Here is a 15694-nt window from a genome sequence, read left to right on the forward strand (position 1 = left end):
GTACAACCACAAGTGGTCTGTACATCTGTCAGGATGAGCGGTGTTTCACCCACGTTTGTAAATTTGAATTCTACTGAAACGGGCTTTCCTAACGGAATTTTACCGAAGTCATAAGATTCTTTATCAAATTTAAATTCTGCAGGTTTAGTTTGAGCGTTTGTTGAAACTGCTATACCTAAGATGAAGGAAAATAGGACGATTAACTTTTTCATGTTTGTATGTTTTAAACAAATTTAATGTTTAAATTGTTATTTCAAATAGTATTCCAATATATAAATTACGTTACATCGTTAACCCCGGCTTTATAAAATGTTTATCTTTGTGCCGTAACATAAATGCTTATGACGCCAAATAATAAACTTACTACGAACCCTATTGATGCTTCCGAGTTAAGTTTTGAAGACTTCAAAACGATTGTGATTAACGATTATAAGATTGCTTATGAAAGTCGGCAGGCAAGTTTGTTGGGACGTAAGGAAGTTTTAACAGGTAAGGCAAAATTTGGCATTTTTGGTGACGGTAAGGAATTGCCTCAAATTGCCATGGCTAAAGCCTTTAAGAACGGTGACTGGCGCTCTGGTTATTACAGAGACCAGACCTTTGCTTTTGCAACGGGTATTTGTACACTGAAAGAATTTTTTGCGCAACTCTATGCTAATCCTAGTGTAGAAGCGGAGCCGGCTTCGGCAGGAAGGCAAATGAACTGTCACTTTGCGACCCGTTCTATCGATGAAGACGGTAGCTGGAAAGACCTGACACAAATGAAGAACAGTTCATCTGATATTGCACCAACAGGTGGGCAAATGGCCCGGTTGGTTGGATTAGCTTATGCCTCTAAGCTTTATCGTGAAAATCCGGAATTGAGTTATTTGAAAAATTTCTCGGTTAACGGAAATGAAGTGGCTTTTGGAACCATCGGTAATGCGTCTACTTCTGAAGGTGTCTTCTTTGAAGCTATTAATGCAGCTGGTGTTTTACAGATCCCAATGGCGATGTCTATATGGGATGATGCTTATGGAATCTCTGTTCCTGCAAAGTATCAAACGACAAAAGAAGATATATCTGAAATACTTAAAGGTTTTCAGCGGGATGAAAATGCAGAGGGCTATGAAATCTATAAAGTAAGGGGCTGGGATTACCCTGCGCTTTGTGAGACGTATCAGCAAGCCATTGAGGTTTGCAGAGAACAGCATGTTCCTGTATTGATTCATGTTACCGAAGTTACCCAGCCTCAGGGCCATTCGACTTCGGGTTCTCACGAAAGATATAAAGATAAGCAGCGCCTGGACTGGGAGCGGGAATATGATTGCATTCTTCAAATGCGTAAGTGGATGATCGAATCTGCTATGATTACTGAAGAAGAGATTACTGCGCTCGAAGCAACAGCTAAACAACTGGTACGCGATGCGCAAAAAGAAGCCTGGAATGAATATCTGGCTTCAATTAAAACCGAAAAAGATCAGGTAATTGATATGGTTTCTGCTTTGGCCAACGGTGACAGCAGATTGACCAAAATTGCATCGGAATTGTCTGGTGCTGCTGATGCCCAGCGTAAAGAAGTATTTTCCTCCGTAAGAAAGGCATTGCGCTTAACGATTGATAAATCATCTGCAGAGCGTGTCGCGCTTGTACAATGGTATGCCCAGCAAGAAGACCTGAATGCAGATCGTTACAATTCCAAACTGTTTACGGATGGAAAAGAAAGTCCTTTCCTGGTAGATCAGGTAGCCGCAGAATATGAAGAGCAGGGAAAAATGGTAGACGGAAGAGAGATTTTAAATGCATGTTTCGATGCTAATTTTGCCCGCGATCCGCGTCTGGTAGCTTTTGGAGAGGATTTGGGTAATATTGGAGATGTAAATCAGGGCTTTGCCGGTTTACAGGCTAAATATGGTGAGCTGAGGATTACGGATACGGGCATACGTGAAATGACTATTGTAGGACAAGGGATTGGATTGGCTTTGCGCGGTTTACGACCAATTGCAGAGATTCAATATCTGGACTACCTTCTATATGCTTTAAATATTTTGAGTGATGATCTGGCCAGTTTGTCCTACCGGACTAAAGCTGGACAGAAAGCTCCAGTGATCATCAGAACGCGTGGACACAGGCTGGAAGGCGTGTGGCATTCGGGCTCTCCGATTTCAATGATCCTGGGCTCCTTGCGTGGCCTTCATCTTTGCGTACCACGTAATATGACGCAGGCTGCTGGGATGTACAACACTTTGTTTCGTTCTGATGAGCCTGCTATTGTTATTGAATGTTTGAATGGTTACCGTTTGAAAGAGAAGTTACCTGAAAATGTTGGATCTTATACTGTTCCGCTTGGGCAGGCCGAGGTCATTCAGGAAGGTACAGATATCACTGTGGTTTCTTACGGTTCTACTTTACGTATAGTGGAAGAAGCGGCAGAGGAACTGGCTCAAATGGGAATTTCTGTGGAAATTGTTGATCCGCAGACGTTGTTGCCCTTTGATTTGAATAAAGTTTGTGCAGGTTCTTTACAGAAAACCAGTAAGCTACTGGTTGTTGATGAGGATGTTCCAGGCGGCGCCAGCGCTTATATTCTGCAGCAGATACTGGAAGACCAGCAAGGGTATTATTCTTTGGATGCGCAGCCTAAAACTTTAGCTGCAAAAGCACATCGCCCGCCATATGGTTCTGATGGAGATTATTTCAGCAAGCCTTCAGTGGATGATGTTGTTGAAGCGGTTTACAAGATGATGCACGATACGAATGCTTCTAAATATCCTTCTATTTTTTAATTTGGCTCGTCGATCTGAATTTATCTCAGGATCTCAAACGATTAAAACAAAACAAGCAGGCTATAGCCTGCTTGTTTTGTTTCTGAGCAAATGGTCTGCAAGGACCAGTGCTGCCATAGCTTCGACAATAACGACTGCTCTTGGAACCACACATGGATCATGGCGTCCTTTGCCTTTGATCTCTGCGGCGTCTCCGGCCGCGTTAATGGTTTTCTGATTGTGCATAATAGTGGCTACAGGTTTAAATGCAACAGTGAAATTGATTTCCATACCGTTGGAGATTCCGCCCTGAATACCGCCAGAAAAATTGGTCAGCGTCCTGGGTGCTCCACTGGCGGGAAGAAAGATGTCATTGTGTTCTGACCCTCTCATTTCACTGCCTGAAAATCCAGATCCATATTCAAATCCGTGTACTGCGTTGATACTGAGCATTGCTTTGCCAAGATCTGCATGTAATTTATCGAAAACCGGATCACCCAGGCCAGGAGGGCAGTTACGAATCACGCAACTTACCTTGCCGCCAATGGTATCTCCATCTTTTCTAATAGCATCAATGCATTCGATCATCTCTTTTGCCGTTGCCGGGTCTGCGCAACGTACAATATTTTCCTCTCTGATCTGAAGCAGTTCTTCGATCTTAAGGTCATCCAGATTAGGGGCATTTATCTTTCCTACGGCAGAAACATGGGCAAAGATTTCGATCCCATGGTGCTTCAAGAGCAATTTAGCTACAGCTCCAGCTGCCACACGTGCAGCTGTTTCCCGGGCAGAAGAACGGCCGCCGCCTCTATGGTCTCTGGTGCCGTATTTGGCGTCGTAGGTATAATCGGCATGAGATGGACGGTAAACATCTTTATTGTGTTCATAATCCTTTGATCTGTGGTCTTCGTTAGGGATCAGCAATGCAATTGGCGTTCCTGTACTTTGACCTTCAAAAATCCCGGACAGAATCTCTACAGTGTCACTTTCTTTTCTCTGGGTAGTGATCTTGGATTGCCCTGGTCTTCTTTTATCCAGTTCCGACTGGATAAATTCCATGTCTATGGGTAATTGTGAAGGACAACCGTCGATGATAACCCCAATCGCTTTTCCGTGTGACTCACCAAAGGTGGATATTTTAAACAATTGCCCGAAGGTATTTCCAGCCATATTATTTTATTTAAAATTAGATTTCAGTTACGGTAAAACCTGCTTTTTGTAAGTCTCTCCAGAAATCGGGATAGGATTTTTCAACCACATCCATTTCTTCCAGTACTACTTCTTTGATCAGCAAGGCCAGTGGGGCAAAAGCCATGGCCATCCTGTGGTCTTCATAAGTAGCGAAGCTAACGCGTTCAGGAAATTTAAGTTTTTCGCAATTTAAGGTATATACCTTATTGTTTTCAGTTAAAACTACACCAATTTTAGCCAGTTCATTCTGCAATGCTTTTACTCGGTCTGTTTCTTTGATCTTTAAGGTTTCAAGTCCGGTAAAGACCAGATTTTTTCCAAGCGCAGCTGCACAAACGATAATGGTTTGTGCCAAATCCGGACAATCTTTCAAGTCAAGAATTTCTCTGCTGAAGTTTTTTTCGGAACTGATTAAGGAAATGCCATTAGAGGTTTTTGTTGTTTCCACTCCGAAAGCAAGCATGATTTCACGGATGCGGCTATCGCCCTGAAGACTTTTATCTTTGAGGTAGGGTAAGCTGATTTTTGCTTTTTCTGCCAGAGCTGCAATAGCGTACCAGTAAGAAGCCGCGCTCCAGTCTGGTTCTACGGTTAGTGTGGAAGACTGGAAGGGCTGAGGTTCGATCGTGATCCTGTTTTCAGACCAGTTGTGTGTAATGCCGGCCTCTTTCAGCATATCCAATGTCATATTCACATAGGGGAGGGAAGTTAGTTCTCCCTCTATTTCTAAAGTAAGTCCATGTTTTAATGCAGGGGCTACCATTAATAATGAAGAAATGTACTGGCTGCTCACATCGCCTTTAATCTTTACCGTGTTGCTTTTTTGGTTTAAAGGACCTGTGATGTTTAGAGGAGGAAAACCGTCTTCTCCTGCATAAGTGATTTCTGCGCCAATTGCTTTCAGTGCTTCAACCAGGATTCCAATCGGCCGCTGTTTCATCCGTTCTGTTCCGGTAAGCAAGAAATTACCGTTTGCGGCAGATAAATAAGCAGAAAGGAAACGCATAGCTGTACCCGCAGGTCCCACATCAACGGTATGCTGATGTGGATGGTTCTGCGGAATGTTATTCAGAATGCGGTCTAAGGTAACGGTATCTGCTGCATTAGACATGTTTTCTACCTTTACAGTTCCTTTACTGAGTGCGGCAAGGATCAATGCCCTGTTGCATTCGCTTTTAGAACCTGTAAGGCTAATTTCTGTGTCTATATGTTTGTCCCCATTGAATGAAACAAGCGCATTTTTACTCATAGTTAGGCTTTAACTTCGGTGTGTGCTTCTGCAGCAATTCCTTTTTCAGCTTTGCCTGCATTCATGATTTCTGTTTGTTTTCTGATAGATTCACCATGTACCAGCTCCAGGAATCTTTCTGTGAAGTTCAGGTCCAGGTTCAGTGCTTTTGCAAAGGCGCTTCTTTTTTGCATGATCTCATCCCAACGGTTTACCTGTAGAATGGTTACGTTGTTATCTCTTTTATATTGACCAATTTTTTCAACGATAGCCATGCGTTCTCCTAATTTTTGGATCATCAGGTCATCGATTTTGTCAATTTGCTTTCTCAAATCAGCTAGTTTATCCGTGAATTCTTCGTTTTTAGATTCTGGTTTACGAAGGCTGAAACGCTCTGCAAGTTCTGCCAGAGCTGCAGGAGTAACTTGTTGTTTGGCATCTGTCCAGGCTACTGAAGGGTCAATATGAGACTCGATCATTAAACCTTGCATATCAAGATCCAGCGCTTTTTGTGCAATGTATGGGATCAGTTCGCGGTTACCACAAATATGGCTTGGGTCGTTGATGATCGGTAATCCAGGGCAAAGTGTTTTCAACTGGATGGCAAGTTCCCACATTGGTTCATTACGGAAAGAGCTTTTCTCGAAAGAAGAAAAACCCCTGTGGATAGCACCTAATTTAGTGATTCCAGCATTATTGATTCTTTCTAATGCACCAACCCATAAAGATAGGTCTGGATTTACAGGGTTTTTAACCAATACAGGGATATCTACACCTTTTAAAGCATCTGCAATTTCTTGTACAGTAAAAGGGTTTGCTGTAGATCTAGCACCTACCCATAAGATATCAACGCCTGCTGCTAAAGCTTCTTCTACGTGTTTTGCTGTTGCTACTTCCACAGCTGTTGGTAAACCGGTTTGCTCTTTAGCTTTATTTAACCATTCCAGGCCAATGCTTCCGATACCTTCAAATTCTCCCGGACGGGTACGTGGTTTCCAGATTCCTGCTCTTAAAACAGATACTTTTCCTGTAGCGGCTAATAAATGTGCGGTAGATAATAATTGTTCTTCAGTTTCAGCACTGCATGGACCAGAGATGATTAATGGCTCGTTTTTTACGTTTAACCAGCTGTTTAGTGGCTGAATGTTCAAATTTAGTTTCATTATTGGAGGGGTTTTTAGTTTTAAATATTTTTGTTTTTTAAAATTATACTTTATCGTTTTTGGCGTATTCGCCCATGATGTTAAAATTGACGGTGTACTTCAGGGCTTTACGTACTGCAGTATCGTACTTCTCCATGTTATTCCATTCGATATCTACATAGAAATAATACTCGTTCCTTTTTCCCAGTACCGGCATGGATTGAATCTTGGTCAGGTTAACTTCGTAGTTGGCGAAGATGTTGAGTACCTGTGATAACGCACCAACATGATTGCTGACCTGGAAACAAACAGAGGCTTTGTTGATTTCTCTGTCGTCTTCTGATTTGTCCTTTTTCAGGATCAGAAAACGGGTGAAGTTTTTTTTGTTAGACTCAATCCTTCTTTCCAGGATGGTCAGGCCATATAGTTCAGCGGCAAGGGTATTGGCTATGGCTACGGTATCAGTAAGCTGCTCATCGCGGATCTTCTTGGCACATGCTGCGGTGTCTACGCTTTCTACTACCTGAAGGTGAGGGAACTCATCAATAAAATCAATGCACTGGCGGAGGGCAATAGGATGGGAGGTAACATATTTCACATCTTTCAGTTTTACGCCAGGTAAAGCCATCAGGTGTAACTGTATGGGAAGGTAAACCTCACCTGTGATGGCAAAATTGAATTCTCGCAGCAGGGTGTAGTTTGGGAGCAGACTTCCGGCAATAGAATTTTCTATCGCCATCACCACGAAGTCTGCTTCTCCCTGTTCCAGCTTCTCGCAAGTCTGTTTAAAGGAGTTACACTCCACAGTTTGAATGTCTTTACCGAAAAATTTGAATGCAGCTTCCTCGTGGAATGATGCTTTGATACCTTGAATTGCTACTCGTGTTGCTTTCTTCATTTTGCTTAAAACAAAAAAAGTCCCGGCTTTAGGCCGGGACTTTTGTATACAGTTATATTGTTATATTTCTTGCATATTAGTCCCGGCTCTTACTAAAGTAGTAAAAGTAACCAAACCAATATGTAGTAATGTTGTTCATTTTTGTTTTCGTTTTGCCAAATGTACAAACAAAATTTAATTTGTCAATAGCTAATTTAAAAAAATTATTTTCCGTGCTCTATAGTCTTCAGCTCCTGTTGCAAAACTTTAGCAATCTTTGTGCTGCCGTCATGGCTCCATCCCGGTGGATAAAGGGCATATTTAACCTTGTCTTTAAAGGTAGGAGCCTTCTTTATATCGGAAGAAAGGGCTATAAACTCGTGAAAGATAATGTTAACAGGTCCCGTGTCTTCAGGTTGTGTAGTTAAGCCATATTTTATTTCGTCTGTTGGAAGTTCTTCCTGGAAGGTGCCAAACCAACGGTCCCAAAGAATCAGGACCATTCCCATGTTTTTATCCAGATAGCGTACATTACTGGCATGATGTACCCGATGGTGGGATGGAGTAACGAATATATATTCGATAACCGGATGTAATTTGCCCACTGTCTGTGTATGTACTATGTTTCCGTAGATCTGGGTAACGAGATATGCGAAAAGGATATCCAATGCCGAAAAACCCATAAAAGCTAATGGGAGGTAAAAGAAGACACGATACAAGGGTTCGAATACGGTAGATCGGAAACCTGTAGTGAGGTTAAAATGTTCTGAGGAATGATGCGTAACGTGCATTGCCCAGAAGAACCTTACATAGTGGCCAACGGTATGCAGAAACCAGTACAGAAAATCCTGACCCAGAATGAGCACGATCCAGTAGACATATGGATTTTGTATCTCAAAAAACCTGAACTGATAACAATAATCCAGGAGAAAAAATGTGGCCGTTTTCATACCAAGGTTGATCACGATGGCAGCACACATCAGGTAAACATTTGTCCAGGTGTCTCTTTTGGTATAAAGTTTCCGGTCATGAATGTAACTGAAATACATTTCAGCAAGAGAAATCACCAGAACGAGCGCAAAGAGCGTGGTAACCGTTATGTTTCTTGGATCAAACAGCATAAATTGAATTGTAATAAACTAAACTTTCCAGGATGTCTTTATCTGTTACCCTGCAATTGTATTCGCAATGACCGATGTGATCGAGTAAAGAAAACAGGATCTGACCATGTTCGTTCTTTTTGTCGCTTTGCATCAGTTTAAGCAATGCTTGAAAACTATCCGGAGCAATGTTGTATTTTGGATACAGACTAGTGATATAGCCAGTGATGTCTTTTAATTCGGCTTCTTGGAGGTTGTTATAACGCTGGGACAGGAAAGCTTCGCAGATCATACCGATGGCAATAGCTTCACCATGTGTTAATGGTTTTTGGTCATGATTCAGCGCATAGCTTTCTACTGCATGACCAATAGTATGACCAAAGTTCAGGATCTTTCTAAGATTCTGTTCTTTTGGATCTTCCGTAATTACCTGGTTTTTAATTTCTACGGAACGTAATACAATTGCTGGATCAAGATGTTTGAAGTCGCTGTTTTTTAAAGTTTGGTAATAATCTTTATCTGCGATAAGACCATGTTTAATGACTTCAGCAAAACCCGACAACAATTCCCGCTCTGAAAGCGTACTTAGAAATTCATGTTCGATAAATACAGCTTGCGGAAGGGTAAAAGTACCCACCATATTTTTTACATTGTCGACATCTATTCCTGTTTTTCCTCCAACAGAAGCATCTACCTGTGAAAGTAAGGTGGTAGGTATATTGACGAAATCAATTCCTCTTTTATAAGTAGAGGCTACGAAACCACCCATATCGGTTATTACACCACCACCTAGATTAATCATCAGCGATTTGCGGTCTGCTTCAAAATCCAAGAGTGTTTTCCATATGCCGATACAAAAATCTATATTTTTGTTTTCTTCTCCCGGATCGGTTTCGATCAGGTCAAAACCGTTAAAATCATCCAGCATTTCTCTGAATAGAGGTAGGCATTTTTCAGAAGTGTTGCTATCCGCAAAGACAAATACCTTACTGTATTTTCCTTTTTCTATCAGCTCCATCAGAGGCGCCAGGCGCGTTTCAAAATGGATGGTGCTCTCAAAACTATCTAAACTTGCCATTAAATTACTTTAATTGATTGCCCCATAAAATTAATCACATCGCCTGCACGGACTTTTAAACGTTTGCGGTAGTCTACTTTGCCATTGTATTTCACCAGTCCGTCTTCTACAACAGTCTGCGCTTCGCCACCACTTTGCACCAGTGCTGTGGCTTTTAAAAGTTGGATTAAGGGGATAAATTCGCCTTCTAGCTTAAATTCTATCATCGTGCAGCAAATTTACAATAATTACAAAGTGTTTTACCATGGTTCGGCGTGGAATTTATATTTTTGCACCGTCTTGACTAACTTATATTGACATATGGAAATATCCCCCAGAAAAAGATTGAATTTCGAAAACACTGAAATCGCTTTTCGGAATAAATCGAACGCTGACCTTAACAGTGCTTACTGGCTGTTCAAAGCTATAGGCAGTAATTTTTTGACACAAATTGGCCCACCAATCACAAATTTCTTTTTAAAAGCAGGTTTACCGATTAAATCTATCATTAAAGCAACCATATTTAAACAATTCTGTGGCGGTGAAACGATCGCAGAATGCGAACATACCATAGGGCAGCTTGCCCTGGGCAGAGTAGGTACCATTCTGGATTATTCTGTAGAGGGTGAAGAAGAAGAGGAAGTTTTTGATTTTACCTGTGAAGAGATCATCAGAACGATTGAAAGGGCAGCAGGTGACTTGCGGATACCCATTACTGTATTTAAAATCACAGGTATAGGTCGTTTTGCACTTTTGGAAAAATTAGATGCCAAGCAAGAACTGAGTGCCGCTGAAACTGCAGAGTTTGAAAAAGTAAGAGCACGCTGTGAGAAAATCTGCCGCAGGGCTTATGATAAGAATGTTCCGATTATGATTGACGCGGAGGAAACCTGGATTCAGAAAACCATTGATGAGCTGGCTCTGGATATGATGCGTTTGTTTAACCGGGAGAAAATTTTGGTCTATAATACTTATCAGATGTATCGTCATGATAAGCTGGCCGATATGAAGGCCGACCACATGATTGCCAAAGAAACAGGTTTTATCCTTGGCGTAAAGATGGTGCGTGGGGCTTATATGGAGAAAGAAAGAAAGCGGGCTCTGGAAATGGGCTATCCGTCGCCGATCCAACCAGATAAAGCTGCTTCTGATGCAGATTACAATGAATCTTTAAGGTACTGCGTGGCCAATATTAAAGAAATTGGTTTTGTTTGCGGTACGCACAATGAAGAAAGTTGCAGGATTCTGGCGCAATTGCTGGATGACAATAGTATTTCTCATAGCCATCCACACGTGTATTTTGCGCAATTGCTGGGAATGAGTGATAATCTGAGTTTTAACCTGTCTGATTCGAATTATAATGTAGCGAAATACGTTCCCTATGGGCCTGTTAAAGCTGTATTGCCATACCTGTTCAGAAGAGCGCAGGAAAACACTTCGGTTGCGGGTCAGACCAGCAGAGAATTGTCTTTGATTGAGAAAGAAAAAAAACGCAGAAAATCGTAAAAGTTTTTCATTAGAATATATTTGGTTTTTTATGGTTATGAAGCTATTATAAGCATATTCATTGCTGTTTGTAAGCGGTATGCTTATGATGGTTTTATTCGTAAAAGAATGAACAGCATTTAATAAAAAAGGCCCGGAAAATGAATTCCGGGCCTTTTTTGTATTATAGTCGGTTTGGTTAGTACCCTTTGTTTTGGGTGAGCATTGTATTGATTCTCCTTTCTGCATCTGGTATTGGATAGAGGAAATAGTTGCGGTCTGCTTTGCTCATCATTTCCGTTAGTGCCAAACCTGTTCTGCAATAGTCAAACCAGGCTTCACCTTCAAAGAGGAGTTCCAGTCTTTTCTCTTTTTGCACAGCGGTAACAAAGTTGGCTACATTGCTGAAGCTCGAATTGTCCGGGGTACTGATTCCTGCTCTGTCCCTTACTTTTTTATAAGAATTATAAGCTGCAGTGCTTACGCTGCCATCTACGCGTGCCTGAGCTTCTGCATGAATCAGGTACAGTTCCGCAAGACGGATGACAGGGAAATTTTGTACAGCAGGACTAAAAAGTCTGTATTTCCCGATATAGTATTTCGGGTCACCTGTATTTTGATAGATTGTGAATGCTTTTCTCTTATCTGTATCCTCATACATATCGGCAATAGAAGCACCTTCTGCATAGAACAGCATGGATGGACTTGGATTACTAACTGAAGCCAGGGTATTGGTGGCCTGTTCGTCAAATTGCAATTCAAAAATAGATTCTGCAGTGTTTTCGGTTTTCCAGATAGAGGCGTAGTCTTCTTGCAGGGAAAAGCCGCCACTGACAATTACTTCTGAAGAGAGCCTGGCTGCATCGGTGTAGGTATTTGTAGTTGCCCCGTTATAAAGGTATACTTTTGCCAGCAGGGCCTTAGCCGCATTGCTGGTTGCCCGCCCTTTGGTTTCTGCGGTACTGCCATAACTTGCGGGCAGCAGGATGGCCTCCTTGAGATCTGAAATGATTTGTGCGTATACATCAGCAGCGGCATTTCTTGGCACTTTCAGGTTGTCTGTTTCTCCGGTTGGTGTGATGATCAATGGTACGTCTCCAAATGCCCTAACCAGCAGAAAATAGCTGAGTGCTCTTACAAATTTTCCTTCCCTTATAAACTGTTGTTTCTTTGCATCACTGATTGCCCCTTGTGGCATTTCATTAACTTTGACCACGACATTATTGGCTGCATTTATGGTTACGTAGCTGGCATTCCAGATGTTTTGAACCCAGGGATTGTCTATACGGATAGTATTGGATTTGAAATCTGTATATTCTGCATAGCTGGCTGCGTGGTTAACCTGCTGAGCGGAAAATTCGGGAACAATAACGACGGATTGTCCGTAAGAATAGGGGCTAAGCAGGGTTCTGTACATTCCTGTTACGGCAGATTGTGCACCTTGTTCTGTACTGAAGATATTATCTGGAGTAACTTGTGCAATAGGTTCACGGTCGAGAAATTTTTTGCAAGAGCTAAGGCTGAAAAACATACTGGCTGCAAGTATATATTTAAAAGTTGTCTTCATTGTATGTTGATCTTTGGTGCTTAAAAAGTTAAATTAACGCCGGCTGTAAATATGCGTGGCTGTGGGTAACTGCCGTAATCATAACCATAGATAAGCCCTTGATTGGCTCCTCCCTGGTTAGAGGCGACTTCCGGATCATAACCACGATATTTGGTGAATACAAATGCATTTTGTACGGTTGCATAGACGCGCAGGCTTTTTACTTTTAACTTCTGTATGGTTTTTGCATCCAGGGTATAGCCCAGGGTGATGTTTCTAAGCCTGAAAAAAGAACCATCTTCCACGAAGCGATCGGAGATGGCAATGTTGTCAAGGCTTCCTGGTGTTGGGCGGGGTACATCCGTAATGTCTCCCGGATTTCTCCAGCGTCTGGTCCAGTCTATAAAACCGTTGCTGCTTTTATTGCTTCCGTCAAGGCCTGAAGCGAGGTTGTAGTTAAATACATCATTTCCATAAGAAAACTGCCCCATGATACTCAGGTCAAAGTTTTTATACTGGAAGGTATTGGTGATGCCACCAAAAAAGTCTGGATTTGGGTTTCCGATAATAACGCGGTCATTGGGGTCGGTTGGTGCACCGAGCGTACCATCTTTTTTGACATAATCGATCAGACCGGTTTGTGGATTTACTCCTGACATTTTCCAGCCATAGAATGTGCCCAAGGGTAATCCTTCACGGGCGATATTGAGGTTTCCAATACCTCCATATAGTTCTCCTCCTGGCAGGGAAATCACCTTGTTTCTGTTAAAAGACATGTTAAAAGAGGTATTCCATTTAAAATCACCTACCAGGTTCTGGCTTGAGATTTCAAATTCAAATCCTTTATTCTGGATCTTGCCTACATTAGTAAAACGGGTTTGAAAGCCGGAGGTGCCTGGAATAGAGATTCCCACCAATAAATCGGAGGTATTTTTGACATAGTAGTCGGCCAGCAGGGAAATTCTGTTGTTAAAAAAGCCCAGATCTAAACCTATGTCCGTTTGTTCGGTGGTTTCCCATTTCAGGTTCTTGTCGCCCAGTACATTTGGTACATAACCAGAGTTTCCGAGATAGTTATTACTGCCGCTATACAAGGAATAGCTGGCATAGTTTGGGATGTTCTGGTTACCCGTAATTCCCCAGCTGGCTCGTAGTTTAAGGTTACTGATGGTTTTATTTGTTTTCAGGAAATCTTCATCAGAGGCGCGCCATGCTGCACCAAAGGATGGAAAAGTACCATACCGGCTATTGCTGCCGAAACGTGAGGATCCATCTACCCTGATGTTGGCCGTGAAAAGATATTTACCTTTATAATCATAGTTAACCCTTGAAAAAGCAGAGGCGATACTCCATTCTTCCGGGTAAGAATTGGCTCCTGTCAATGTTCCTCCGGCTGAAATATATTTGATGTCGTTGGAAGGAAAATTAGACCGGCGGGCATCTACAAATTCAATTTTTGATTGCTGAACTGAAGCTCCGGCAAGAGCGTCGATATGGTGCTGTCCGAAATTTTTATCATAGGTTAATGTGGTTTCATTGATCCAAAGCTGATCTCTTGTATTTCTTCTTGCGCCAATACCGCCTTGTGCAGCGAAAGACCGGATTCCATTGGGCGGCATAAAAAAGGTTTCATCAATATAGCTTAAATCTGCCCCAAAATTGGTTTTTAACGTCAATTCTGGAATGATCTTATATTCTGCAGTGGCACTGGCCAGCACACGGAAGGTTTGGGCATTGTTGACTGGTAAAAGTAACATCGCTACCGGATTTTCCCGGCTTGTATTCACCTGGTCGTAGGCATAGCTTCCATCAGGGTTGTATACTGGGATATTTGGTGCAACAAGAATGCCGTTCTTTGTTGAACCTTCTTTGGAATTCTCTTCCTGTACGCGATCATTTAGCGCCCTTGTGAGGTTTATCCGTGTTGAAAATTTAAGCTTATCGCTGTGTTGATGGTCCAGGTTTAATCTCGCACTTAAACGACTGAAGTTGGAATTCAGAATCACACCGCCCTGACGCATATAACCAATAGAGGTATAGTATTGGGTTTTGTCAGATCCTCCGTGTGCAGAGAGTTCATAATTGCGGGTAGGAGCGGTTCTGAAGATCTGATCCTGCCAGTCTGTATTGATATTGGGATTGGCAAGTATTTCTGCAGGAACTGGTGTTGGGTTACCATTAGCATCAAGCAGATATTTGTAGTAATCTTTCATGTAATCCTGATACTGGGCGGTATTCATGAATTTGTATTTTCGTTCAGAAGGAATCTGAGAAAAGCCTTCGTAAGCGTTGAAGCTAAAATTACTGGCTCCGGGTTCTCCTTTTTTTGTTGTGATCAGTACTACGCCGTTTGCAGCTCTTGCACCATAAATGGATGAAGAGGCGGCATCTTTAAGAATTTCAACGGACTGTACATCCGATGGGTTTATGGAGGCCAGGATATTGATACCTTGGGTTCCTCCACCAAAATTGAAGTCGCTTCCGCCGGTAAAGTTTGTGGTACTGTTTACCGGAATACCATCAACTACATATAATGGATCTGAACTGGCATTAATGGAAGTTGTACCTCGAACGCGGATATTGAGTCCGCCACCAGGTGATCCTGATTTTTGAGTAACTTGTACACCACCTGCTTTTCCCTGAATGGCTTGTGTAATGGTGGGTAGTACATCATTTTTAATCTGATCTGCTCTGATACTGGATACTGCACTGGTTAATTTAGCCCTGTTTACAGTACCGTAACCGGTGCTGACCACTTGAACTTCTTTAAGTGCCTTGGATTCAGACTGGAGTATGGCATTGACACTTTTTCTGTTGTTGACCGGTTCTTCTTTCGGTTTGTAGCCAATAAACGAGAAAACAAGGATCGCATTAGGTGTTGCTGCAATCCGGTAATTTCCTTTCGCATCTGTGTTGGCTTTTGCTGTGGCGCCTTTTACAGTGATAATAACCCCCGGGAGTGGACCGTTGGCATCGGATACTGTTCCGCTTACGGAGTCTTTTGCTGCGGTATCTTTGTGCAAAGTATCCTGTTTAGGTATCGATGCAGGTGCTATGGAAGGCTTTATGGTATCTTTACGGGCCGTGTCAATCTGACCATGAACAATGCTGGTGCTAAACACCAGAACAAGAAGGAATACGAAGTAAGGTAGAGGGTTTCTTTTCATCTGAAATGCGCTATTCTTTAAGTAATGTGCTTATTAATAGCTCACAGAGGCACAATCTTTGCGCCATGCGGTCAGATAATATTTAAGTATTTAGGATATAGATGTTTACATTATTTGTGCTGTTTTTTGTTGTAGAACTCTTCTACAGCCTGTAGGG

The 15694-nt window shown here is 42.1% G+C and carries 12 protein-coding genes; 2 read left to right on the top strand and 10 right to left on the bottom strand.

Going from position 1 to position 15694, the window contains the following annotated elements; translation table 11 throughout:
• On the bottom strand, positions 1-212 hold a 212-nt coding region (locus DBR11_RS25730), incomplete at its 3' end, for a DUF1573 domain-containing protein (RefSeq protein WP_146186665.1).
• A 129-nt stretch (positions 213-341) separates the two neighbouring features.
• Between DBR11_RS25730 and DBR11_RS25735 the strand changes: the two genes are divergently transcribed.
• Entirely contained in the window at positions 342-2765 is a 2424-nt protein-coding gene (locus tag DBR11_RS25735) for a thiamine pyrophosphate-dependent enzyme (protein WP_108555439.1), read from the top strand.
• A gap of 60 nt (positions 2766-2825) precedes the next feature.
• Here the strand turns inward: DBR11_RS25735 and aroC are convergent, their stop codons facing one another.
• The 7 genes from aroC to DBR11_RS25770 all read right to left on the bottom strand — a co-directional run bounded on the left by aroC (position 2826) and on the right by DBR11_RS25770 (position 9566).
• Positions 2826-3914: a chorismate synthase gene (aroC, locus tag DBR11_RS25740; protein ID WP_108555440.1), complete on the bottom strand. Its 1089-nt coding sequence runs from the start codon at positions 3912-3914 to the stop codon at positions 2826-2828.
• 16 nt (positions 3915-3930) lie between these two features.
• Complete coding sequence (gene aroA, locus DBR11_RS25745) at positions 3931-5184, bottom strand: 3-phosphoshikimate 1-carboxyvinyltransferase (RefSeq protein WP_108555441.1); 1254 nt, start codon at positions 5182-5184, stop codon at positions 3931-3933.
• Positions 5185-5186: 2 nt separating this feature from the next.
• On the bottom strand, positions 5187-6326 hold the full coding sequence (locus DBR11_RS25750) for a chorismate mutase (protein WP_108555442.1): 1140 nt from the start codon (positions 6324-6326) through the stop codon (positions 5187-5189).
• A gap of 43 nt (positions 6327-6369) precedes the next feature.
• Positions 6370-7203 carry a prephenate dehydratase gene (locus DBR11_RS25755; protein WP_108555443.1) on the bottom strand — a complete coding sequence of 278 codons (834 nt, stop codon included), beginning with the start codon at positions 7201-7203 and terminating at the stop codon, positions 6370-6372.
• 203 nt (positions 7204-7406) lie between these two features.
• Entirely contained in the window at positions 7407-8303 is an 897-nt protein-coding gene (locus tag DBR11_RS25760) for a sterol desaturase family protein (protein WP_108555444.1), read from the bottom strand.
• Positions 8293-9360: a 3-dehydroquinate synthase gene (gene aroB, locus DBR11_RS25765; RefSeq protein ID WP_108555445.1), complete on the bottom strand. Its 1068-nt coding sequence runs from the start codon at positions 9358-9360 to the stop codon at positions 8293-8295. Before aroB ends, DBR11_RS25760 begins: the two co-directional genes overlap by 11 nt.
• Positions 9360-9566: an RNA-binding S4 domain-containing protein gene (locus tag DBR11_RS25770; RefSeq protein WP_108555446.1), complete on the bottom strand. Its 207-nt coding sequence runs from the start codon at positions 9564-9566 to the stop codon at positions 9360-9362. The genes aroB and DBR11_RS25770 overlap by 1 nt, the downstream gene beginning before the upstream one ends.
• A 94-nt stretch (positions 9567-9660) precedes the next feature.
• Between DBR11_RS25770 and DBR11_RS25775 the strand changes: the two genes are divergently transcribed.
• On the top strand, positions 9661-10845 hold the full coding sequence (locus tag DBR11_RS25775) for a proline dehydrogenase family protein (protein ID WP_108555447.1): 1185 nt from the start codon (positions 9661-9663) through the stop codon (positions 10843-10845).
• A gap of 178 nt (positions 10846-11023) precedes the next feature.
• Here the strand turns inward: DBR11_RS25775 and DBR11_RS25780 are convergent, their stop codons facing one another.
• Positions 11024-12391: a RagB/SusD family nutrient uptake outer membrane protein gene (locus DBR11_RS25780; RefSeq protein ID WP_108555448.1), complete on the bottom strand. Its 1368-nt coding sequence runs from the start codon at positions 12389-12391 to the stop codon at positions 11024-11026.
• 20 nt (positions 12392-12411) lie between these two features.
• Positions 12412-15537 (bottom strand): TonB-dependent receptor, encoded by a 3126-nt coding sequence (locus DBR11_RS25785; RefSeq protein ID WP_108555449.1) that lies wholly within the window; start codon positions 15535-15537, stop codon positions 12412-12414.
• Positions 15538-15694 lie beyond the last annotated feature (157 nt).

Origin of the sequence: Pedobacter sp. HMWF019, assembly GCF_003061025.1 — a bacterium.
GTDB lineage: Bacteria > Bacteroidota > Bacteroidia > Sphingobacteriales > Sphingobacteriaceae > Pedobacter.